General features: G+C 72.1%; 26 protein-coding genes and 1 pseudogene. 10 read left to right on the top strand and 17 right to left on the bottom strand.

Annotated features, from left to right (window positions below; all coding sequences use genetic code 11):
* Positions 1-13 precede the first annotated feature (13 nt).
* Positions 14-1,384, bottom strand: coding sequence for an MFS transporter (locus RMN57_RS19090; protein ID WP_313764561.1), 1,371 nt, complete (start codon positions 1,382-1,384; stop codon positions 14-16).
* A gap of 117 nt (positions 1,385-1,501) precedes the next feature.
* Here RMN57_RS19090 and RMN57_RS19085 point away from each other — a divergent pair, with 117 nt between their 5' ends.
* Positions 1,502-2,488 carry a DUF5937 family protein gene (locus RMN57_RS19085; RefSeq protein WP_313764560.1) on the top strand — a complete coding sequence of 329 codons (987 nt, stop codon included), beginning with the start codon at positions 1,502-1,504 and terminating at the stop codon, positions 2,486-2,488.
* 149 nt (positions 2,489-2,637) lie between these two features.
* Here RMN57_RS19085 and RMN57_RS19080 read toward each other — a convergent pair whose 3' ends face one another.
* Entirely contained in the window at positions 2,638-3,468 is an 831-nt protein-coding gene (locus RMN57_RS19080) for a serine protease (protein ID WP_313764559.1), read from the bottom strand.
* A 173-nt stretch (positions 3,469-3,641) separates the two neighbouring features.
* Entirely contained in the window at positions 3,642-3,992 is a 351-nt protein-coding gene (locus RMN57_RS19075; RefSeq protein WP_313764558.1) for a DoxX family protein, read from the bottom strand.
* A gap of 94 nt (positions 3,993-4,086) precedes the next feature.
* On the opposite strand from RMN57_RS19075, the pseudogene RMN57_RS19070 reads away from it, so the two are divergent.
* The 3 genes and pseudogenes from RMN57_RS19070 to RMN57_RS19060 form a co-directional block, all read left to right on the top strand.
* Positions 4,087-4,437 (top strand): annotated as a pseudogene (locus tag RMN57_RS19070) (winged helix-turn-helix transcriptional regulator); the annotation flags it as partial.
* A 172-nt stretch (positions 4,438-4,609) separates the two neighbouring features.
* Positions 4,610-5,815, top strand: a complete 1,206-nt coding sequence (locus RMN57_RS19065) for a PP2C family protein-serine/threonine phosphatase (RefSeq protein WP_313764557.1) — start codon at positions 4,610-4,612, stop codon at positions 5,813-5,815.
* A gap of 280 nt (positions 5,816-6,095) precedes the next feature.
* Complete coding sequence (locus RMN57_RS19060; protein ID WP_313764556.1) at positions 6,096-6,341, top strand: hypothetical protein; 246 nt, start codon at positions 6,096-6,098, stop codon at positions 6,339-6,341.
* 59 nt (positions 6,342-6,400) lie between these two features.
* On the opposite strand, the gene RMN57_RS19055 is transcribed toward RMN57_RS19060, so the two are convergent.
* The 4 genes from RMN57_RS19055 to RMN57_RS19040 form a co-directional block, all read right to left on the bottom strand.
* Positions 6,401-6,568 (bottom strand): hypothetical protein, encoded by a 168-nt coding sequence (locus RMN57_RS19055; protein WP_313764555.1) that lies wholly within the window; start codon positions 6,566-6,568, stop codon positions 6,401-6,403.
* Positions 6,569-7,106: 538 nt separating this feature from the next.
* Positions 7,107-7,676, bottom strand: coding sequence for a DUF5994 family protein (locus tag RMN57_RS19050; protein WP_313764554.1), 570 nt, complete (start codon positions 7,674-7,676; stop codon positions 7,107-7,109).
* Positions 7,677-7,895: 219 nt separating this feature from the next.
* A complete protein-coding gene (locus RMN57_RS19045) occupies positions 7,896-9,164 on the bottom strand; it encodes a GNAT family N-acetyltransferase (RefSeq protein ID WP_313764553.1) in 1,269 nt (422 codons plus the stop codon).
* Between the two features lie 225 nt (positions 9,165-9,389).
* On the bottom strand, positions 9,390-9,761 hold the full coding sequence (locus RMN57_RS19040) for a DUF5994 family protein (RefSeq protein ID WP_313764552.1): 372 nt from the start codon (positions 9,759-9,761) through the stop codon (positions 9,390-9,392).
* A 326-nt stretch (positions 9,762-10,087) separates the two neighbouring features.
* On the opposite strand from RMN57_RS19040, the gene RMN57_RS19035 reads away from it, so the two are divergent.
* The 4 genes from RMN57_RS19035 (at position 10,088) to RMN57_RS19020 (ending at position 13,106) form a co-directional block, all read left to right on the top strand.
* Positions 10,088-10,555 (top strand): CBS domain-containing protein, encoded by a 468-nt coding sequence (locus RMN57_RS19035; protein WP_313764551.1) that lies wholly within the window; start codon positions 10,088-10,090, stop codon positions 10,553-10,555.
* A gap of 520 nt (positions 10,556-11,075) precedes the next feature.
* On the top strand, positions 11,076-12,161 hold the full coding sequence (locus tag RMN57_RS19030) for a SpoIIE family protein phosphatase (protein WP_313764550.1): 1,086 nt from the start codon (positions 11,076-11,078) through the stop codon (positions 12,159-12,161).
* A gap of 152 nt (positions 12,162-12,313) precedes the next feature.
* The gene (locus tag RMN57_RS19025) at positions 12,314-12,820 is read left to right on the top strand and encodes a DUF5994 family protein (RefSeq protein ID WP_313764549.1); all 507 of its coding nucleotides are present in this window, start codon (positions 12,314-12,316) and stop codon (positions 12,818-12,820) included.
* Between the two features lie 34 nt (positions 12,821-12,854).
* On the top strand, positions 12,855-13,106 hold the full coding sequence (locus tag RMN57_RS19020; protein WP_045698473.1) for a hypothetical protein: 252 nt from the start codon (positions 12,855-12,857) through the stop codon (positions 13,104-13,106).
* A gap of 45 nt (positions 13,107-13,151) precedes the next feature.
* On the opposite strand, the gene RMN57_RS19015 is transcribed toward RMN57_RS19020, so the two are convergent.
* From RMN57_RS19015 to RMN57_RS19005, 3 genes are all read right to left on the bottom strand, one after another.
* Complete coding sequence (locus RMN57_RS19015; RefSeq protein ID WP_313764548.1) at positions 13,152-13,760, bottom strand: DUF5994 family protein; 609 nt, start codon at positions 13,758-13,760, stop codon at positions 13,152-13,154.
* Positions 13,761-13,906: 146 nt separating this feature from the next.
* Entirely contained in the window at positions 13,907-14,074 is a 168-nt protein-coding gene (locus tag RMN57_RS19010; protein ID WP_313764547.1) for a hypothetical protein, read from the bottom strand.
* 30 nt (positions 14,075-14,104) lie between these two features.
* Positions 14,105-14,461 (bottom strand): PRC-barrel domain-containing protein, encoded by a 357-nt coding sequence (locus RMN57_RS19005; RefSeq protein ID WP_313764546.1) that lies wholly within the window; start codon positions 14,459-14,461, stop codon positions 14,105-14,107.
* A 126-nt stretch (positions 14,462-14,587) separates the two neighbouring features.
* On the opposite strand from RMN57_RS19005, the gene RMN57_RS19000 reads away from it, so the two are divergent.
* Positions 14,588-14,839, top strand: a complete 252-nt coding sequence (locus RMN57_RS19000) for a hypothetical protein (RefSeq protein ID WP_313764545.1) — start codon at positions 14,588-14,590, stop codon at positions 14,837-14,839.
* 39 nt (positions 14,840-14,878) lie between these two features.
* Here RMN57_RS19000 and RMN57_RS18995 read toward each other — a convergent pair whose 3' ends face one another.
* From RMN57_RS18995 to RMN57_RS18985, 3 genes are all read right to left on the bottom strand, one after another.
* On the bottom strand, positions 14,879-15,457 hold the full coding sequence (locus tag RMN57_RS18995; protein WP_313764544.1) for a DUF5994 family protein: 579 nt from the start codon (positions 15,455-15,457) through the stop codon (positions 14,879-14,881).
* Between the two features lie 209 nt (positions 15,458-15,666).
* A complete protein-coding gene (locus tag RMN57_RS18990; RefSeq protein ID WP_313764543.1) occupies positions 15,667-16,935 on the bottom strand; it encodes a bifunctional GNAT family N-acetyltransferase/ATP-binding protein in 1,269 nt (422 codons plus the stop codon).
* A 186-nt stretch (positions 16,936-17,121) separates the two neighbouring features.
* Positions 17,122-17,529 carry a DUF5994 family protein gene (locus RMN57_RS18985; RefSeq protein ID WP_313764542.1) on the bottom strand — a complete coding sequence of 136 codons (408 nt, stop codon included), beginning with the start codon at positions 17,527-17,529 and terminating at the stop codon, positions 17,122-17,124.
* A gap of 287 nt (positions 17,530-17,816) precedes the next feature.
* On the opposite strand from RMN57_RS18985, the gene RMN57_RS18980 reads away from it, so the two are divergent.
* Positions 17,817-18,251: a CBS domain-containing protein gene (locus tag RMN57_RS18980; protein ID WP_313764541.1), complete on the top strand. Its 435-nt coding sequence runs from the start codon at positions 17,817-17,819 to the stop codon at positions 18,249-18,251.
* 99 nt (positions 18,252-18,350) lie between these two features.
* On the opposite strand, the gene RMN57_RS18975 is transcribed toward RMN57_RS18980, so the two are convergent.
* The 4 genes from RMN57_RS18975 to RMN57_RS37085 all read right to left on the bottom strand — a co-directional run bounded on the left by RMN57_RS18975 (position 18,351) and on the right by RMN57_RS37085 (position 20,060).
* On the bottom strand, positions 18,351-18,584 hold the full coding sequence (locus RMN57_RS18975; protein ID WP_313764540.1) for a DUF6296 family protein: 234 nt from the start codon (positions 18,582-18,584) through the stop codon (positions 18,351-18,353).
* Between the two features lie 19 nt (positions 18,585-18,603).
* On the bottom strand, positions 18,604-19,008 hold the full coding sequence (locus tag RMN57_RS18970; protein WP_313764539.1) for an STAS domain-containing protein: 405 nt from the start codon (positions 19,006-19,008) through the stop codon (positions 18,604-18,606).
* A gap of 93 nt (positions 19,009-19,101) precedes the next feature.
* Entirely contained in the window at positions 19,102-19,458 is a 357-nt protein-coding gene (locus RMN57_RS18965; RefSeq protein WP_313764538.1) for a MarR family transcriptional regulator, read from the bottom strand.
* Complete coding sequence (locus tag RMN57_RS37085; RefSeq protein WP_380237786.1) at positions 19,416-20,060, bottom strand: ATP-binding protein; 645 nt, start codon at positions 20,058-20,060, stop codon at positions 19,416-19,418. The genes RMN57_RS18965 and RMN57_RS37085 overlap by 43 nt, the downstream gene beginning before the upstream one ends.
* Positions 20,061-20,138: the final 78 nt, after the last annotated feature.

Below are 20,138 nucleotides of genomic sequence, written 5' to 3'. Positions count from 1 at the left end.
GGCCGAGTCCTCGTCAGGACCGCGCCGTCGGAGCGGGCTTCGGCGGCGTCACGGCCGCCGCCGCCGGCCCGGAGCCGGGCAGGTGGCGGGTGGTCCGGAGCGGCGAGCAGAGGATCGGGAGCCAGACCGTGGCGAGCCCCGCCGCACCCGCCCAGAGCGCTGCGCGGGGAGAGACGAACTCGCCGAGGACGCCCGCCAGTCCGGCGCCGACCGCGAGCGAGCCGGTCAGCACCACGCGCATGGTGGCGTTCATCCGGCCGAGCAGCGCGTCGGGGGTGGCGCTCTGGCGGAAGCTGATCTTGATCACGTTGTCGATGCCGACCTTGAAGGTCGTGACCAGCCAGGCCGCACCGGCCAGCCAGAGCGCCGGACCGCGGTCGACCAGGCCGATGAGGACGCCCAGCGGCGCGACCGCGAGACCCATGAGCCAGAGCACCCGGCCCGCGCCGAGACGGCGGGCCAGCCATCGGGCCGACAGCGAACCGAGGAACACGCCGACCCCGCCGGCCGCGAAGAACAGCCCGATCGCGCTGCCGGGAAGGTCCAACTCCCGGACGAACAGCACCGGGAGCATGGTCTGGCAGAGCTGGATGGACAGGTTGGTGCAGGCCCCGGCGAGCGCGATCGGGCGCAGCAGCGGGTGGCCGAACACGAAGCGCAGGCCCTGGCCGATCTCGCCCGCCAGGCCGCGGTCGGCCCCGCGCCGCGGTTGCGGCTCGGGGCGGCGGATCCGCAGCAGGCAGGCCGCCGACCACAGGTAGCTGGCCGCGTCGACGGCGACGGCCACCGGGGCGGACAGCAGCGCCGTCAGGAAGCCGCCGACGCCCCGGCCGCCGACCTGGGTGACGGCGTCCACCGTCACCAGGTGGGCGTTGGCGTCGGTGAGCCGGTCCCGCTCGACCAGGCTCGGGAGGTGGCTCAGCGCCGCCACGTCGAAGAACACGGTGGCCGTGCCCGCCAGCAGGACCACCAGGTAGAGCTGCTGGATGGTCAGCACACCCAGCAGCCAGGCGGCCGGTACCGACCCGAAGAGCGCGGCCCGGGCCAGATCGGCGGCGATCATCACCGGGCGCTTGCGCATCCGGTCGATCCAGGCGCCGGCAGGCAGGCCGACCAGCACGAAGGAGAGGGTGCTCAGCATCGTCAGCAGGCCCACCTGCCCGGCCGAGGCGTGCAGGGCCAGCACGGCCGTCAGCGGGACGGCCAGGGAGCCGACCGAACTGCCGAGCCGGCTCACGGCCGTCGCGGTGATCAGCAGACGGAAGCCCCGGTCCCGGAAGAGTGAACGGCGCGGTGCGGGTGTGGAGGTGGGGGCGGGTGCGGATGCGGGTACCGGTGCGGGGGCGGTGGTGTCGGGCCGTCGGATCGGTTCGGTCGTGGTCATGGGCCGAGCCTGGAGCCGCCCGCACCGGCCGGCGACGAATTTAGGCTGTACTGAATCGGCCGTGCTGCATCAGTCGTGCCGAACTGCCGAATTGCCGAACTGCCGAACGGGGGCATCGTGCTGAACCTGGCGTTCTCCACCCGCGACCTGGCCCGCACCAGGTTCGCGCTGTCGCCGTTGTGGGAGGTGGTGGCCAGTGTCCGGATCGTCAAGCACCCGGCCGAGCACCCCTTCTTCCGGCCGTGGAGCGACGAGGTCCGCCCGCGGCTCGCGGCGTCGGGGCTGGACTGGGGCCTGCTCGCCGATCTGGTCCCGCAACCGCCGCGGCTCATCCCGGTCTTCGTCGCCCCGCCGCCCACCGCCCCGGTCCCCGACCTCGGTGTCGAGCTGGCCGTTCTGCGGTCCACCGCTCCGGAGCAGGTCCGGTCCGCCCTCGCCGGCCGCCGGGCTCCGCGGTCCGCGCGGATCGAGGCGCTCCGGGACGATCCGCAGCGCGGCCTGGCGGAGCTCGCCGACGCGGTGGAGGCCTACTGGGAGATCGCCGTCGCCCCGTACTGGCCGCGGATGCGCTCCCTGCTGGAGGGCGACGTCCTCCAGCGGGCCAGACTCCTCGCCGAGGGCGGGGCCCAGCAACTGCTCAACGACCTGGACCCCCAGGTGACCTGGGACGCCGACACGCTGTCCGTCCGGCACCGCCACACCGGCGGCAGCCGGACCCTCGGCGACCAGGGCCTCCTCCTCGTCCCGTCGGTGTTCGTCTGGCCCCGGGTCTTCTCCGTCACCGGTCCCGGCTGGCAGCCCGTGCTGCGCTTCCCACCCCGCGGCGTGGCCACCCTGTGGGAGCGGCGGACGATCCCCCCGGACGCCCTGGCCGCCGTCATCGGCCGCTCCCGGGCCGTCCTGCTGGCCGAGCTCGACACCCCGGCATCGACGTCCGACCTGGCCCGTCGCACCGGCCTCACGGCCGGCGGCGTCTCCCAGCACCTGACCGCCCTGCGCGCCGCCGGCCTGGTCGACGCCCACCGCACCGGCCGCTACGTCCTCTACGTCCGCACCGAGGCCGCCGAAACCCTCCTCGCCGCCGCAGCCGCCAGCCCCCGTTGACCGACCATCCGACGATCCGATGTTCCTGCGGCCGCGCCTCGTTGCGGCGCCCGGTCCTGCGGCCCGTGGTGGCCGGCGCGCCGGCCACCACGGGTACGACCGGTACCCGCCTCCTCAGCCCCGGGACGCCGCCGAGGAGGCGGAGCCGATCAGCTGTCCCTGCGGATCGTCTGCTTGATCCAGTCCGCATAGGCGGGCACGTTGCTGTAGAGGCCGGGGCCGGCGGCACAGGAGGACAGGCCCGGGACGCCGGGGCCCGACGTGGTGCCGATCAGCTCCCACCGTCCGCCCCGCCCCTTCTGGATCTGGGGCCCGCCGGAGTCACCGAAGCAGGCCATGGCGTTCGGCACCAGGCTGGCCGTACACAGCCGGGTCTTCCCCGCGTAGCCGGGTGCGCACTCGGACACGGCCGCCCTGCGGGTGTCGAGCTGCTGGAGCCGGTCCGGGAAGACCAGCTTGCCGGGGTCCGGAGAGTCGACGATGGTGCCGAAGCCCAGGAGCCGGGTGGGAGTGCCGGGAACGCCCGGCCGGTCGGCGATCCGTATGGGCTGTTCCGACACCGGGCGGTTCAGGCGGATCAACGCGACGTCGTTCTGGTTGGGGCCGTTGCCACCGCCCTGCGCGTAGCCCGGGTTGGTGACCACCTTGTCGATGGTGCGGACCGTGCCCCCGGACTTGCGCTGGTCGCTGCCGATCCGGACGGTGCCGCCCAGCTTCACCAGGTTCGGGTCGACGCAGTGGCCGGCCGTCAGCACCCACTGCGGAGCGATCAGCGCCGCACCGCAGACCCCGTCGTCGAGCAGGCCCGGTTCCACGGCCGACATCGGGATCGACGCCATGAACGGGTAACGCTCGGTGGAGTCACTCCCGTTGACGATCGCTGAGGCGCTGCCGGCCGTCATGGCGGCGCACGCCGCGCCGGCCAGGGCGACGACGGCGACGCGCGCCGCCCCGCGGCGTACGGACTTCAGGCTGAACACAATGGGGCTCCCATCACTCGGAGATTCGGACGGGTTCAGCCTGTCCGGTCAAGATCCACTGATCCATCCGGGCAACAGGCCCATGAAAGGTGGGGAGAACCCCCGGGTCTGCGGGCAGCGACAGCACACAGGGAGGCGCCGGACTGCCTCATCGGACCGGCGCTCCCAGCGGCTCAGAGGGTGGCGGCGCGCAGCACGATCAGGGCGACGGAGGCCATGGTGAGGACCGCCGCCGGAGATGCGCCCTTGCGGTCGCCGACCCGCAGGTGGGAGGCGACCGCCCCGGCGAAGTAGAGCGTCAGGCCGATCGCGGCGGCGATTCCGACGGGTCCCCACCGGAGTCCGGCGATCGCACCGGCCGCGCCCGCGATCTGAGCGCCGATCAGGAAGGTCATCATGCTGTGCGGAATCCCGAGGGTGGACATCTGCTCGGTGATGTGCCGCGTCCGAAGGGACTTGGCCCCGGCCGATACCAGGAGAACGGCCGACATGAGCACGGTGACGACGGCAAGTGAGACGAACACGGCTGAACCTCAATCGTGTGAGATGCGAGCAAGGGACGTGCGCACCTCGACGACGATAGGAGGCCGATAGGTACCTCAAGGTAACCTTCGGGGCATGAGCCAGCGACCCGGAATCGCCTTCCTCGCGGACTGCCCCGCTCTCCTGGCCATGGAGATCATCGCCAGCAAGTGGTCCATGGTCACGCTCTTCGCGCTGACCGACGGCCCGTTGCGCCACGGCGAGCTGGTCGAGCTGAGCGGTGGCATCTCGCGCAAGGTGCTGACCCAGACGCTGCGCCGGCTCCAGGCCAACGGGCTCGTCGAGCGGCACGCGTACGCCGAGGCGCCGCCGCGCGTGGAATACGGCCTGACCGATCTGGGGCGGACCCTGGAGGAGCCCATCAGGATGCTCACCGCCTGGGCGCAGGAGAACGGCGAGGCGGTCGTCACCTTCCGGGAGGCAGCCGACGCGGCCGGAACCGCCGAGGCGGACCGGGCGAAGGAGCGCGACCGGGGGCGCAATGCACCGCCGTCGGGCGTAATGGAAGGACCCGCCCGCGGCGAACTGCACCGATCGGCGGGGGCGATCAAGCCGGGCCGGGTGCCCGCGACAGGAGTAGGTCGGCGGTGAGCCAAGGATGAGCGGTGAGCAGCCGTCCGGCGCAGCGGGACCGGACCGGTGGGAGGAGCACGGCGAACGCCTGCTGGGCGCGCTGCTCGATCAGTCCCGCGAGCTGCCGCCCCGGCTGATCGCCTCGCTGGTCGCCGACGCGGTGCGCGGGTTCGGCGGTCGTGACCCGGCGCTCCTGCTGCAGGACTACGGCCAGGTGGTGCTGGCGCCGCTTCCGGGGCGGGGGTTGGCCGACGGGGAGCCGGTGCCGATCGACGGCTCCCTCGCGGGTGCGGCCTTCCTGCGCGGTGTCCCCGTCGAGGAACCGCAGGCCGACGGGGTGCGGGTGTACCTGCCGTTGCTGGACGGCGGCGACGAGATGGGGGTGCTGGCCCTCACCCTGGATGCCGTCGATGAAGACGACCGGCTGCTGCTGCGGCGGCTCGCCGCCCTGGTCGCCGATCTGCTGATCACCAAGAGCGGCTACACCGACCGGATCTTCCAGGCCCGCCGCCTCGAACCGATGAGCGTGGCCGCCGAGATCCAGTGGTCGCTGCTCCCACCGCTCTCGATGACCGTCGCCAGGGTCGCCGTGGCCGGCGTCCTCGAACCCGCCTACCAGGTTGCCGGCGACAGCTTCGACTACGCGCTCAACGACGACGTCCTGCACGTGGCAACGATCGACGCGATGGGTCACGGGCTGGACGCCGCGACCATGGCGACCGTCGCCATCGGCGCCTACCGGCACGCCCGGCGCGCCGACATCGGGCTGGCCGAGATCTACGCGTTCATGGACCGGGCCGTCGCCGAGCAGTTCGGGCCCGATCACTTCGTCACCGCGCAGATGATGCGGCTGGACACCGAGAGCGGCCACCTGCAGTGGGTCAATGCCGGCCACCCACAGCCGCTGCTGATCCGTGACCACGTCGTCGTCGAGCGGCTGGAGAGCGCCACCACCCTGCCGGTCGGGTTCGGCGGCGAGCAGCCGGTGATCAGCGAGCGGGTGCTCCGGCACGGCGACCGGGTCCTGTGCTTCACCGACGGCCTGGTCGAGGAGCGTGAGCCCGGCGGGGAGCAGTTCGGGGAGGAACAGCTCATCGACTGGGTCAACCGCGTCGAGCGCTCGAACACCGGGGTGCGGGCCATGGTGCGCATGCTCTCCCACGTCCTGAAGGAGAGGCGGGGCGGGCGGACGAGCGACGACGCCACCCTGTTCGCGATCGAGTGGCGCTGAGACACCGGCACCCCCGCCTCGGCCCTCCTGACCGGCCGGATCGGCCCGGCGCGAGCGGAGTACCGTGGGGATATCGGTGCGGGGCGGCCTGCGGTACAGCCGCCGAGGCGCCGCTTCCCGAGGTGGCCACAGCCCGGGACGTACCGGCCCGGCGGATCCTCGTCACGACCGGCCGGATCCTCGTCATGACCGGCATCGGCTCCGAGCCACGGGCGAAGCGTCCTGAGGGATGGCCTCGTGAGCCGGGCCCCCCGGACAGACAGGAAGGCGGGACGGAGAGATGTCCGTCTACGTGAAACTCTCGGCCGAGGCCCGGGAGCCGGCGGAGCCGTCGAAGGGGCCGCTGGACCTGCAGTACGAGGACGACGCGGACGGCGTCACCTTCGAGTACGACCTGCATCCGAGTGGTGTGCTGCGTGTCCTACGGGTCTTCGAGGACACACCGCACCGCATCGAGACGTGCTTCGGCCCCGGGGCGTGGCTCCAGGTCGTGGGCACCTACCTGCGAAGCGGCTCGGAGTACTGACGGCGATCCGCGGCCGCGGGCGAACCGCGGGGACGCCCGCGGCGGCGGTGCCCGGTTGCTCAGCGGTGCGCGGATCGGCCTCCACGCCGGAACCGGACGGCGGAGAGGGCCAGTGCGACGATCAGTACGACGATGCCGATGAACAGCAGGTGGAGCAGGCCCTCGGCGACGACGCCGACCAGCCCGAGCACGATCGCCACGATGATGAGGAAGAGCACGAGGGCCATTCCGGCTTCCTTCAGGATTTGTCCGGGGCCGCCGACTGGCCGGGGCCCGCACCCCGTGCACGGGCTGGTACGTCGGGGCAGACCCGACGTCGGCGTTCTCGGCGGGCCGTTCGCCTTCGGTGCTGATCGCCGGAGCGACCGGCAGGCCGGGCCGCAGCCGGGCGGCGTCCACCGGTCGCGGTTGGTCCGCCCCGCCCATACCGTCGTTCCCGGGGCGGGATCGTCGGCACGGGAGGCCAGGATGCGGCACTACCGATGGGTTCTCGAGACGCAGGACGACGACGGCCACTGGTCCCGGCGGGACGGTGCTCCCACCCAGAATCCACTGGCGTACGACGGGCCGCCCCAGAAGGCGGCCAACCACCTTCGGGAGGTGTTCGTGCGCACGCTCTCCCGGCCTGCTCCCGGCCCCCGGGCGATCAGGATCCGCCTCTGGGAAGGGGCCGATGCCGCCGGCCGGCCCCAAGCCGAGGCCGAGTGGTCACGCGAGTGACGCACCCGGCCCCGCGGCCGTGGCGGGCGGCTCCCGTCCCGCCGGCTACCCGGGTACCGGCCAGGAGGCGGCCCGGCTGCGGGCGACGACCGCCCGCCTGCCGGCCTCACGGGCGCCGTCGGTGGGAGCGACGGCCGACGGCAGGAAGTCGGAACGGGACTCCGGCTCCGCCACGTCGCCGCCCGTCCCCGCAGCGAGCAGGTCGCTCGCGGTCCGGGTTCCGGCCGGGTCGGCCGCCTCGGACATCAGCCGGGCGGCATCGACGGCATCCGTGTTCGGCGGGACGACCAGCAGGGTCAGCCGGCGCGGGGCGTACGAGAACACCGCGATCGTGTGCTCGTCCTGTTCGGTGGTGAACCAGCCCGCATGGACGGTGTGCCCGGTGACCGGGATGCGCGAGGGGACGACGGGCCACTGAGCGGGGTTCACGGTAATCCGGGTGATCCGGCCCCACCGCTCGTCGAGGTCGGCGGCCAGGGAGGGGAGTTCGAGAAGAAGGTCGCGTGAGCGGGGCCACCAGGCTCCGTCCAGCCGGTGACCGGGCCGTTCGCCAGGGGGCGCAAGGGAGAGCCGTGCGGCGGAATCCGGGGCGGCGGTCGTCGTTCGGTCGAGCATCGTGGTCATGATCAGGAACCCGTCTCCGGGCCCGGCCCGAGAGGTCGGGTCCGGCAGTGCCGTTCGCCGGAGACGACGCCAGTATCCGGTGCCGGCATGCGATGTGCCTTCGGTGATGTCCAGGTTACTCCCGGTCCGGTCCGAACCTGCATGGTCGCGGTGGTCGGGTCTCCGCCCGGCGCCTTCGGGCGGACGCGGCGGAACGGCGCGGGCGGCCGCTCAGACACGCCCGTACCGGACCGTCTGGTCGGCGAACTCCTGGGCCATCTCCGCTGAAACGGTCGGACGGGTGTGGTGGATGGCGTCCAGGTAGTCCTGGGTACTGGGGTGGGTCCGCTCCCCGGTGTCGAGCGTGCGCTCGAAGGCGTTCTGGGCCACCGCCATGGCGACCTGCCTGATGTCCGCGGGAGTGAAGCCCTCGCTCGATTCGGCGAGGACCGCGGTGTCGGCGGCGGTACCCGTCTTCGCCGTGTAGCCGGCCCACAGCACGTCGCGGGCCACGGAGTCGGGTGGCCCGACCGGCAGGACGTAGTCGAACCGGCCGTGCCGCAGGAACGCCGGGTCCAGGGCGGTCACCGAGTTGGTGGCGCAGACGAGCAGCCGGCCGTCGCGGTCGCGGAACCGCACGATCGACTTGAGGAGTTCGTTGACCACGCCGACCGACGCGGGGGCGGCGAGGCTGCGCGTACCGGCGACCTCCTCGACCTCGTCGATGAAGAGCAGCACGTGGTCGAGCTGCGCCACCTCCTCGAAGCGGCGGCCGAGACCGGTGGCCAACCCGTCCTCGGACGCGAGCCGGGAGGGGAAGAGCTCGACGAAAGGCCAGCCGAGCCGCCCTGCCACGGCCTTGGCGAACGTGCTCTTGCCCGTGCCCGGCGGACCGAACAGCACCACCGCGCGGGGCGGCTCCACCCCGTGGGCGTCCGCCAGCTCGGGATTGGCCAGGGGCAGCACCAGGCGCCGTTCGATGAGCCGCTTCTCGTCGGCCATGCCCGTGAGCCGTTCCCAGAGGCGGGCCTCGGGCATGACCGCGCCCAGCATGGTCAGGACCGCCGCGCCCTGAGCACTCACGACCTCCGACTTCTCGAAGTACATGAGCCCCCGGCGGGGGCGGAACCCGGAGTTGACCAGTGCCGTGGCCCCGGTCTCCTCATCGGGCAGCAGCGCCGCGACGATCCTGGCACCGGCGTCCCGCAGACGGTGCTCCAACGCGGACAGCAGGGCGGAGCCCATGCCCAGGTTCCGCCAGGCGGGGTGCAGCGCGACGCGCAGCACCCACGCCCGGTCCCCGTCCACCCGGCCCACCGCCGCGCCCACGAGATGCCCGTCGGCCACCACGACGACGCTCGGGTTCCGCGCCTGCAATGCGGCGACGACGTCGGAGAGGCGGAAGACGGCGGAGCGGCCCGTGGTGGCGCTCTCGGCATCGAGCCGGACCACCGCTTCGAGGTCGTCCGGCGTGAAGTCCCGGACGTGCCATACACCCATACGCCGCTCTCGAACGTCGCGCGCCTCCGGACTTCCATCATCGGTCGCCCCCGGTGCGCCCGCCCGTCCGCCCGTCCGCCCGTCCGCCCGTCCGCCCGTCCGCCCGGGCGGACAGGCGGACGGGGAGGCTGCGCGGTCGACGACGCCGGGCTGCACGGCGGAAGCGTCGTACGGCCCGGCGGGATTCGGTTGGGGGTGATCCGGCAAGCGGCGGTGCCAGGCGACTCAGAGGAGCAGCAGTTCCGCCGCGGGGGTGTGGTTCCCCGTGGCCGAGGCGCCGGCCATGGCCGAGGCGGCCGTCACCGAGTCGGTGCCGGGTGGCACCACCAGCAGCAGGAAGTGGTCCTGGAAGCCCCGGGTGACGCTGATCGTCGCGTCGCTGCCGGTGAACCAGTTGATCCTGATCGTCAGGCCGTTCGCCGCGACGGACCGCGGCACGCCGTCCCAGGCCGTGGTGTCGAGGCCGACCCGGAGGATGCGCCCGAAGTGGGCGCCGAGCGCGGTGATCAGGTCCGGCAGCTCGGCGAGGACGTGGTTCGAGCGGGGCCACCAGGCCCCGTCGAAGACGCCCTCCCGCGACATCGTCGGCTCCAGCACCAGGCGAGGCAAGAGTGGGACGCCGGGCACCGACCACGGCCCGGAAGCGGAAGAGGAGGGGAAAGGAATCGGCATCATGCGGCGCCGCCCGTCCGGTCCACGAGGGACCCATCACGACCCAGGGCGACGTCGGCGCTGATGCCGGTGTGCGAGATGTCCTCGGTTGTCTCCCAACGGTACTCCGCCGCCGCCTCCCACGGGCCGCGCGCCGCAGGAGTAGGGTCGTAAACGTCCAGGGCACCCCGCATTCCGGTACCCGTTCCGGCTTCGCTCTGGGTGAAGGACGGCCCGGCGGCCCTGCCAGCGGGCAGCCGGAGACGGGAACGGTGAGCACCGTGACCACCCACTCCCCGCAGTCGCCGCGGCCCGGCCACGGCCTCACGGTCGCCGACGCCATGGACCCCTGCGACTACCAGATGGCCGACGACGGCACCGTCGAGCAGGCCAACGACATCCTCCGCGGCGCCGACATCGACTACCTGCTCGTCCGCGACCACGACGGCCGGTGCGAGGGACTGGTCACCCGCACCGGACTCCACCCCTTCCTGGCCCGCTCCCGGTACGCCGAGCGGACCGCCATCAGCGCCACCGCGCACCAGCGCGGCCCGTTCGCCTGGCCGACCATGGGCCTGGCCCTGGCCGCGATCGCGATGCGGATCAAGCATCTGGCGGTCTGGCCCGTCGTCGACGAGGACGGCTACATCCTCGGCGTGCTCACCGCGGACCGCGCCACCGGCCTGCTCACCGCCGCCCCCGACTCGGTGAAGCCGGCGGCGCTCCCCGCTGCCCGGTGAGAACCGGTCGGCCGACCGGGACCGGAGAACGACGAAGGCCCCGACCGCTGGGCGGTCGGGGCCTTCGTGCTGCCATGGCTGGCAGAGGCGGAGGATACGAGATTCGAACTCGTGAGGGGTTGCCCCCAACACGCTTTCCAACTGTTCGTCCGGCTGTCCGAAGAGGTCCGTGTCAGTCCTGACCTGCGGCGGAGCGATCCGTCAGTCGATCTCTGAACGGGGCCGGACGGGGGTGAATGCAACCAGAACTGCAACCGCTGTCGGCCGTGCTGCGGGGCAGCCCGAGGTCATGACCGGGGGCGCAACGCGCTGCCGTCGGGCGTAATGGAAGGACCGGTTCGGCGGACCGCGCCGGGGTTCGGGGTCGATCGCGCCCGCGCCGGTGGTGCGCGGGCAGGGAGGACGCGGCGGTGAGCAGCGAGGCGAGGGCCGACCGGGCCGGGTGGGAGGACTGGGCGAGTACTTGCTGGGGGCGTTGCTCGATCAGGTCCATGAGCTGCCGCCCGGGCTTTTCGGTCCGATGGTCGCCGAAGCGGCGGCGAGGGTCGGCGGTCGTGACCCGGTGCTCCTGCTGCAGGACTACGGGCAGTTGGTGCTCGCGCCGCTGCCCGGCCGGGGGCTGGCTGTCGGGGAGCCGGTGCCGATCGACGGATCCCCCGCGGGTGCGGCCTTCCTGAACGGTGCCCCCGTCGAGGAACCGCTGGCCGACGGAATGCGGGTGTACCTGCCCTTGCTGGACGGCGGGGACGAGGTGGGGGTGCTGGCCCTCACGCTGGACGCCGTCGATGACGACGATCGGCTGTTCTTGCGGCGCCTCGCCGCGCTGGTCGCCGATCTGCTGGTCACCAAGAGCGGCTACACCGACCGGATCTTCCAGGCCCGGCGCCTGGAACCGATGACCGTGGCGGCGGAGATCCAGTGGTCGCTGCTGCCGCCGCTGACGATGACCGTCCCGCGGGTCGCGGTGGCGGGCATCCTCGAACCCGCCTACCGGGTGGCCGGCGACAGCTTCGACTACGCGCTCAACGACGACGTGCTGCACGTGGCCACGATCGACGCGATGGGCCACGGGCTGGACGCCGCGACCATGGCGACGGTGGCCATCGGCGCGTACCGGCACGCCCGGCGTGCCGACATCGGGCTGGCCGAGATCTACGCGTTCATGGACCGGGCCATCGCCGAGCAGTTCGGGCCCGACCACTTCGTCACCGCGCAGATGATGCGGCTGGACACCGGGACCGGCCTGCTGCAGTGGGTCAACGCCGGCCATCCCCAGCCGCTGTTGATCCGCGACCACGTCGTCGTCGAGCGGCTGGAGAGCGAGACGACCTTGCCGGTCGGGTTCGGCGGCGAGGAGCCGGTGATCAGCGAGCGGGCACTGCGGCACGGCGACCGGGTCCTGTGCTTCACCGACGGCCTGGTCGAGGAGCGCGAGCCCGGCGGGGAACAGTTCGGGGAGGACCAGCTCATCGACTGGGTCAACCGCGTCGAGCGTTCGCAGAGCGGGGTGCGGGCCGTGGTGCGGGCGCTCTCCCACGTGCTGAAGGAGAAGCGGGGCGGGCACACGAGCGACGACGCCACCCTGTTCCTGATCGAGTGGCGCTGAGAGCGGCCCCGCCGAGGCTCTCACGACCGGCCGGGTCGGCCAGGGACAGGCGGAGTACCGTGGGAGATCGGAGCGGCCGGAGGTGTCGCTCCACGCGAGGCCCGGCCCGCACCCGGTGTGCCAGGGCTCTCAGGGCGGACAGGTGGCGAGCCATGTCGGACGAAGCCAGCGACTCCCGCTACGGGTTTCTGCCGGAGCGGTTCCGGCAGGCCGCGAAGCCGGGGACGGTAGCGTTGCGCCTGGAGACCACCCGGTCACGCGAAGGCGTGCTCGACGGTGTGTGGTGGCCGCGTTCACGCGACATCGGCGCCGAACTCCCTGACCTGATCCACGCGTTGACCGGTCATCTCGGCCCCATCGAGAGCGTCGGTCTGGACGCGGGCGCCTGGGACGACGTCCCGGCCAGTCTGATGGTCGACGGCCGGTCGGTGCACATCGACCGCTACCCGGTCGGCGACGACACCGTGATCGTCACACGGGGCGACCGTGACCACTTCAGCCTGCTCGTCGTCCCCCCGCACGCGAGCCAGGAGGCGGCCCTGGCCTCCATGGCACGCGCGGTCAGGGCCGGTGGCAGCGACTCGGCACGGCAGATCCTCATCGACACCGGCGTCAGCTCCGGCCCCCCGGCCGAAACGCCCCGAGGGGCAGACCCGTGAGCCGGTCACGCCGGGCAGGCAGGAAAGGCGGGACGTGAAGATGTCCGTCTACGTGAAACTCTCGGCCGAGGCCCGGTCGCCGGCGGAGCCGTCGAAGGGGCCGCTGGACCTGCAGTACGAGGACGGTGCGGACGGCGTCACCTTCGAGTACGACCTGCACCCCAGCGGGGCGCTTCGTGTCCTGCGGGTCTTCGAGGACACCCCGCACCGGATCGAGGCGTGCTTCAGCCCCGGAGCGTGGCTCCAGGTCGCTGGCACCTACCTGCGAAGCGGCTCCGAGTACTGACGGCGACCCGCCGGGAGCGCAAGAACGAAGGATCGGGCGGCGGCGTCACCGGTGGTCGGCGTCACCGGTGGTCGGTCGGGGGCCAGTGCCGGAGCGCCCGGGCGGGGACGACGGCCCGCCCCACCGGGCGGAGCCCCAGGCCGAGACCGAGGGGTCGCGTACCGGCCAGACGATCCCCCGCCGGTCGGGCATCTTCGCGGACGGCTCGTCGGCGAGCAGTTCGCTCGCGGTCCTGGTGTTCGCGGGATCGGCGGCCTCGGCCATCAGCCGGGCTGCGGCGACCGCTCCCGTCCGCGGCGGGACGACCAGCAGGGTCAGCCGGCGGGCAAGGTGCGAGCGGACCGAGATCGTGTGCTGGTCCTGCACGGCGGTGAACCAGCTCGCGGGGACGGTGTGGCCCGCGTGGACGGTGTGGCCCGCGACCGGGATCCGTCGGGGGACGGTCAACCACTGGGCGGGGTTCACGGTGATTCCGGCGACCCGACCCCATCGCTCGTCCAGTTCGGCGGCCAGGGCGGGGAGTTCGGAAGGAAGGTCGTGCGATCGGGGCCACCAGGCCCCGTCCAGCCGTCCGGCTCGCGGGCCGTCCGGTGCCAGGGAGAACCGCAGGGCGGGTTCGGGGGTGGCAAGCGTCGCGCCGTCGATCACAGTCATGATCAAGGACCCGTCTCCGAGCCTGGCCGGTGCCAAGTCCGGGATTGCCGTTCGCCGGAGACGACGCCAGTGTCCGGTGCCGGCATGCGGGGTGCCTTCGGTGATGTCCAGGCTACTCCCGGTCCGGCCCGGACCCGGCACGGTACTCAGCGGTTCACGGACCGGCCCCCGCGCCGGAACCGGACGGCGGAGACTATCAGCGCGACGATCAGTACGGCGATGCCGATGAACAGCAGGTACCCCAGGCCATCGGCGACGACACCGACCAGTCCGAGCACGATCGCCACGATGACGAGGAACAGTACCAGGGCCATCGTCGGCCTCCTTCAGGGTCCGGAGGGCTCCTAGCGGCGGGCCAGGCGGCGCTCCCCGCCCGTGCCCGGTGCGTAGTCCAGCCCGTAGTGGGCGAAGACGGCTGCCTCGTCCTCGGCGGGGAGTTCGCCGTCGGTGTCGATGGCCGGGGCGTGTTTCACCTGGCTCCTGGGCCGGGGGACTTTCAGGTAACCGGGACCTACCGTCGCGTCGGACAGCGGGACGAACACCAGGCGGCGGCGGGTGGGCAGGCCGACCATGACCGTCGCGAAGAACGGCTGATCGGTCGCGGTGTCCACGTAGACGGACTCCAGCGTGCCGACCTTGTGTCCGTCGGCGTCGACCACGTCATGGCCGCGCCACTCCCGGATGTCGCCTGCCTCGAACATCGGCCATCTCCTCCGCTCCTGGTTCCATTGTGGTGCCGCGGCTGCCGGTCGACATCCCCGGTCGCCCTCCGCCCGCCCGCCTCGTACGGTCGTGTCAGGGCAGGAGGGTTGTCACAGGAGGGCACGATGCAGCGCTACCGGTGGATTCTGGAGGCCCAGGACGACGACGGCCGCTGGTCTCGGCAGGACGACACGACGACGTCGAATCCGCTGGAGTACGACGGTCCGCCGCAGCGGGCGGCCAACCATCTCCGGGACGTGTTCGTTCGAACCCTCTCCCGACCCGCGCCGGGCCCTCGGGCAGTCAGGGTCCGGCTCTGGGAAGGGGCCGGTGCCGACGGCGAACCCCAGGCCGAGACCGAGTGGTCACGCGAGTGAGACAGCCCGGCTCCGGCCCGGGCAGCTCCCGCCGGCCGCCTACGCGGATGCCGGCCAGGAGGCGGCCCGGCTCCGGGAGAGATCGGCTCGCCGGTCGGCCTCGCCAAGCCCGGTGGAGGGTGTGACGGCCGACGGCAGGAAATCGGAACCGACTTCCGGCCCGGTCGCACCGGTGCTCGGCTCGGCGGCGAGCAGTTCGCTCGAGGTCCTGGTGTTCGCGGGATCGGCGGCCTCGGCCATCAGCCGGGCGGCCTCGACGGCATCAGTCTGGGGCGGGACCACCAGCAGGCTCAGCCGACGGGGAGCATAGGAACAGACCATGATCGTGTGCTGGTCCTGTTCGATGGTGAACCAGCCCGCGTGGACGGTGTGACCCGTGACCGGGATCCGCCGGGGGATGACAGGCCACTGCGCGGGGTTCACGGTGATCCGGGTGATCCGGCCCCACCGCTCGTCGAGGTCGGCGGCCAGGGCGGGGAGTTCGAGAAGAAGATCACGCGAGCGGGGCCACCAGGCACCGTCCAGACGGCCGGGCCGCACGCCGCTGGGCGCGAGGGTGAGCCGAGCCGTGGAATCCGTGGCGGCGGGCGTCGTCGCACGATCGAGGGTCGTGGTCATGATCAGAGACCTGTCCCCGGGCCCGGTCGAGAAGCCGGGTCCGGCATTGCCGTTCGCCGGAGACGACGCCAATATTCGGTACCGGCATGCGAAGTGCCTTCGGTGATGTCCAGGCTACTCCGCGTTCGGCCCGGACGCGGCGTCGTCGCGGTGGTCGGGTCCGATGCCCGGCACCTTCGGACGGACACCCCGCAACGGCGAGGTGTCCATCAGACGCGCCCGTAGCGGACCGCTTGGTCGGCGAACTCCCGGGCCATTTCGTCGGAAACGGTCGGACGGGTGCGGTGGATGGCGTCCAGGTAGTCCTGGGTACTGGGCTGGATCCGCTCCCCGGTGTCGAGCGTGCGCTCGAACGCGCTCTGGGCGACGGCCATGGCGACCTGCCTGATGTCGGCGGGAGTGAAGCCCTCGCTGGCCCCGGCGAGGACCGCGGTGTCGGCGGCGGTACCCGTCTTCGCCGTGTAGCCGGCCCACAGCACGTCGCGGGCCACGGAGTCGGGTGGCCCGACCGGCAGGACGTAGTCGAACCGGCCGTGCCGCAGGAACGCCGGGTCCAGGGCGGTCACCGAGTTGGTGGCGCAGACGAGCAGCCGGCCGTCGCGGTCGCGGAACCGCACGATCGACTTGAGGAGTTCGTTGACCACGCCGACCGACGCGGGGGCGGCGAGGCTGCGCGTACCGGCGACCTCCTCGACCTCGTCGATGAAGAGCAGGACGTGGTCGAGCTGCGCCACCTCCTCGAAGCGGCGGCCGAGTCCGGTGGCCAGCCCGTCCTCGGACGCGAGCCGGGAGGGGAAGAGCTCGACGAAAGGCCAGCCCAACCGGCCGGCCACGGCCTTGGCGAACGTGCTCTTGCCCGTGCCCGGCGGACCGAACAGCACCACCGCGCGGGGTGGTTCCACCCCGTGGGCGTCCGCCAGCTCGGGATTGGCCAGGGGCAGCACCAGGCGCCGTTCGATGAGCCGCTTCTCGTCGGCCATGCCCGTGAGCTGCTCCCAGAGGCTGGCTTCGGGCATGACCGCGCCGAGCACCGCCAGGACCGCCGCGCCCTGAGCACTCACGACCTCCGACTTCTCGAAGTACGTGAGCCCCCGGTGGGGGTGGAATCCGGAGTTGACCAGTGCGGTGGCTCCGGTCTCCTCGTCGGGCAGCAGCGCCGCGACGATCCTGGCACCGGCGTCCCGCAGACGGTGCTCCAATGCCGACAGCAGGGCGGTGCCGATGCCCAGGTTCCGCCAGGCGGGGTGCAGGGCGATACGCAGCACCCACGCCCGGTCGCCGTCCACCCGGCCCACCGCCGCGCCCACGAGATGCCCGTCGGCCACCACGACGACGCTCGGATTCCGTGCCTGCAGAGCGGCGACCACGTCGGAGAGCCGGAAGACGGCGGCCTGGCCCGTGGCGGTGCTCTCGGCGTCGATCCCGACCACCGCTTCGAGGTCGTCCGGCGTGAAGTCCCGGACATGCCACACGGCCATACGCCGCCTCGAACGTTGCGCGTCCCTTGGATCCATCATCGGCCGACCCCGGTGCGGCCGCCTGCCCGGACGAGGGGCGGCGGCCGCTCGATGCCGGAGACCCGGTACAGGCGACAGGTCCCCCTCCCCGCCGCGTCGACCCGGAGTGGTCCGGTGCGCGGCGGTGTCGGCGTGTGTCCGGGTTGCTCAGCCGAGCAGGAGTTCTGCCGCCGGGGTGTGGTTTCCGGTGGCCGAGGCGCCGGCCATCGCCGAGGCGGCCGTTGCCGACTTGGTGCCGGGCGGTACCACCAGCAGCAGGAAGTGATCCTGGAACCCCCGGGTGACGCTGATCGTCGCGTCGCTGCCGGTGAACCAGTTGATCCTGACCGTCAGGCCGTTAGCCGCGACGGCCAGAGGCACATCGTCCCAGGCAGCGGTGTCGAGACCGACCCGGACGATGCGCCCGAAGTGGGCACCGAGCGCGGTGATCAGGTCCGGCAGTTCGGCGAGGACGTGGTTCGATCGGGGCCACCAGGCGCCGTCGAAGACGCCCCCCGGGACATCGTCGGCTCGAGTTCCAAGCGGGGCAGCAGCGGGGCGCCGGGCGCTGTCCACGGCCCGGGAGAGGAAGAGGTGGGGAAAGGAATCGGCATCATGCGAAGCCGCCCGTCCGGTCCGCGAGGGACCCGTCATGACCCAGGGCGACGTCGACGCTGATGCCGGTGTGCGATATGTCCTCGGTTGTCTCCCAGGCTACTCCGCAGCGGTCTGCTCCGGTCCGCTCGCCACCGGAGTAGGGTCGTAGGCATCCAGGGCATCACGCATTCCGGTAACCGTTCCGGCCTCGTTCTGGGTGAAGGAAAGCCCGGCAGCCCCCCAGAGGGCGGCCGGAGACGGGAACGGTGAGCACCGTGACCATCCACTCCCCGCAGCCGGTACGGCCCGGCCACGGCCTCACGGTCGCCGACGCCATGGACCCCTGCGACTACCAGATTGGCGACGACAGCACCGTCGACCAGGCCGACGACGTCCTCCGCGGCGCCCACCTCGATTACCTGCTGGTCCGCGACCACGACGGCCGGTGCGAGGGGCTGGTCACCCGCACCGGACTCCATCCGTTCCTGAACCGCTCCTGGTACGCCGGACGGACCGCGATCAGCGCCACCACCCACCAGCGTGGCCCGTTCGCCTGGCCGACCATGGGCCTGGCCCTGGCCGCGATCGCCATGCGGATCAAGCGCCTGGCGGTCTGGCCCGTCGTCGACGAGGACGGCTACATCCTCGGTGTCCTCATGGCTGACCGTGTCACCAGCCTCCTCGCGGGCAAAGCTGTCTGAGGCTGAGTGCCCGCGTTCGAGAGTCCGGGCTGTTTGCGCCGGTCAGGAATCGAGCACGGTGGCAGCTTGGGCCACGCCCGGAGCGAAACTGCGGCGAGGTCAGGGCAGCGGGGTGGCGTGCAGGCAGGTGTGCCGTCCCTGTCCGGTCGGCTCGGCGAGCGGTCGGGCCGTCTCCCCGATGATCTCTACGCGGAAGGTGCCGGCCTTGTCCGCGTAGACCGGGGCCCCGTCCGCGGTCACCTCGTCCGTGGCATGAACGACGACGACCTCGAGCGGACTGTGCCTGCCGGGCACACCCGGAAGGGTCACCGCGTAGCGAGACGGAGTGTCCATCCGAAGCTCCTCACCCGACCTACCTGGCGCCTGCCAGGGCGGCGCGCACACTGCTCCGGACGGCGAAGAGTTCGTCGGTGCCGGTGATCTCCAGCAATCGCATGGTCTGGGGCGGCGGGGCGGCCAGCACCATTTCCACCCCTGCGGCCCTCGCGTCCAGACGGGCGGCGAGGAGGGCGTTGAGGCACACGGAGTAGCAGAAGGCCTGGCCGGCCAGGTCGATGACCAGCCGCGGTGGGCGGTCCTGGAGAGCGCGGGAGAGGACGTCGTCCAGCTTGCGGCGGTCTTCCTGGTCCGCTTCGCCGTCGAGGCGGACGATCACGGCCGTCCCGGGGAGCTTCGTGGTGGTGATCCGCAGGTGCGGAGCGGGAACGCGCAGGGGGTCGGGGCACTCGTGCCGGGTGGATCCGATGGTGTTGGGCACTGGACTCACCTCCTCAACGGGAGGGGGCGGTGGCCTGGGGGCCGGGATGCGCACAAGGTGCGGAGGGGCGCGAGTGGGTGGGACGACGCGGGTTCACGGATGCTCATCATGATGATCACCGGTGGTGGTCGCTGGCTGGTGGCCGAGGTCAGGGGCGAGGTCGGCGAACAGGGCCAGCAGCCCGGCGATCTCGTGGTGGCCCTCGGCGGGATGACGGAAGTGCGTGCCGCGAACTACCTGGTAGCGGTTGCGGCGTCCGTGCCGGGAGTGGGTCAGGTAGCCGGCCTTCTCCAGATCAGTGACGATCGCCCGCGCGGCCCGTTCGGTCATGCCGCACATCGCGGCCAGGTCCCGCAAGCGGACGTCCGCATCCCGCGAGATCATCAACAGCACACGCGCGTGCTGCGTCAGGAACGTCCAGCTCGTTCGCGGCTCTCGCTCATCCGACATACCACAAGTATGAACCCAGATTCCGCTTTTGCCATGCCTGACTTGAGGATCCGCTGTTGGGGCACACCGCGGAACGCGGGGTCGAGTTTTCGCCCGCGGATCGGTGTTGCGGCGTGGGGTTTCAAGGCGATGGCGGTGGTTGTTCGGAGGGGACGAGGAGTTCGGCCCATACGGCCTTGTCGCCGTCGTTCGAGGGTGCCCCAGCAGAGGGCGAGGCGGTCGACGATGAACAGGCCGTGGCCGCCGACCCGGGTCGGTTGATGCGTGCCGGGGTCGGGCAGCGTGCTGCCGGATTGGGGGTCGGTCACGGTGATGCGCAGGCACGGGCCGTTCTGGTCCAGATCCAGTGCGAGAGGGCCCGCCGTGTACCTGGCGGCGTTGGTGAGCAGTTCCGAGACGATGAGCTGGACGTCGTCGCCGAGAACGGATGGGGCGAGATGCCAACCGGACAGGGTTCGGCGGGTGAACGCCCTACCTTCGCTGACGGGGGACGTTCCACCTCCGGCGGTGAAATCGAGCTGGCAGTGACGGCGAACCGCTGCTGGGCCGAGGTGACTCTCCACGGTGGTTCGCCTGCTTCCCGTTGCAGCTCCTCGAACCATGCGGCTACCCGTTCAGGTGGGGATCATCTGCGTGGCAGTGGTCGGGTCTCCGGGGCTGCGGTGCCGCCGGGGCGGTCC

Source organism: Kitasatospora sp. CM 4170 (assembly GCF_032110285.1).
In the GTDB taxonomy this organism is placed as follows: Bacteria; Actinomycetota; Actinomycetes; order Streptomycetales; family Streptomycetaceae; genus Kitasatospora; species Kitasatospora aburaviensis.
This window is presented reverse-complemented; position numbering and strand designations above follow the sequence as displayed.

Bases quoted from the DNA above. Each gene is read 5' to 3' on its own strand.
- RMN57_RS19025 (WP_313764549.1), top strand. From the start codon at position 12,314: ATGTCGGACGAAGCCAGCGACTCCCGCTACGGGTTTCTGCCGGAGCGG.
- RMN57_RS19060 (WP_313764556.1), top strand. From the start codon at position 6,096: ATGTCCGTCTACGTGAAACTCTCGGCCGAGGCCCGGGAGCCGGCGGAG.
- RMN57_RS18965 (WP_313764538.1), bottom strand. From the start codon at position 19,458: ATGTCGGATGAGCGAGAGCCGCGAACGAGCTGGACGTTCCTGACGCAG.
- RMN57_RS19015 (WP_313764548.1), bottom strand. From the start codon at position 13,760: ATGACTGTGATCGACGGCGCGACGCTTGCCACCCCCGAACCCGCCCTG.
- RMN57_RS19000 (WP_313764545.1), top strand. From the start codon at position 14,588: ATGCAGCGCTACCGGTGGATTCTGGAGGCCCAGGACGACGACGGCCGC.
- RMN57_RS37085 (WP_380237786.1), bottom strand. From the start codon at position 20,060: ATGGTTCGAGGAGCTGCAACGGGAAGCAGGCGAACCACCGTGGAGAGT.
- RMN57_RS19065 (WP_313764557.1), top strand. From the start codon at position 4,610: ATGAGCGGTGAGCAGCCGTCCGGCGCAGCGGGACCGGACCGGTGGGAG.
- RMN57_RS19055 (WP_313764555.1), bottom strand. From the start codon at position 6,568: ATGGCCCTCGTGCTCTTCCTCATCATCGTGGCGATCGTGCTCGGGCTG.
- RMN57_RS19045 (WP_313764553.1), bottom strand. From the start codon at position 9,164: ATGGGTGTATGGCACGTCCGGGACTTCACGCCGGACGACCTCGAAGCG.
- RMN57_RS19050 (WP_313764554.1), bottom strand. From the start codon at position 7,676: ATGCTCGACCGAACGACGACCGCCGCCCCGGATTCCGCCGCACGGCTC.
- RMN57_RS19010 (WP_313764547.1), bottom strand. From the start codon at position 14,074: ATGGCCCTGGTACTGTTCCTCGTCATCGTGGCGATCGTGCTCGGACTG.
- RMN57_RS19005 (WP_313764546.1), bottom strand. From the start codon at position 14,461: ATGTTCGAGGCAGGCGACATCCGGGAGTGGCGCGGCCATGACGTGGTC.
- RMN57_RS18975 (WP_313764540.1), bottom strand. From the start codon at position 18,584: ATGGACACTCCGTCTCGCTACGCGGTGACCCTTCCGGGTGTGCCCGGC.
- RMN57_RS18990 (WP_313764543.1), bottom strand. From the start codon at position 16,935: ATGGCCGTGTGGCATGTCCGGGACTTCACGCCGGACGACCTCGAAGCG.
- RMN57_RS18995 (WP_313764544.1), bottom strand. From the start codon at position 15,457: ATGACCACGACCCTCGATCGTGCGACGACGCCCGCCGCCACGGATTCC.
- RMN57_RS19030 (WP_313764550.1), top strand. From the start codon at position 11,076: ATGGTCGCCGAAGCGGCGGCGAGGGTCGGCGGTCGTGACCCGGTGCTC.
- RMN57_RS19090 (WP_313764561.1), bottom strand. From the start codon at position 1,384: ATGACCACGACCGAACCGATCCGACGGCCCGACACCACCGCCCCCGCA.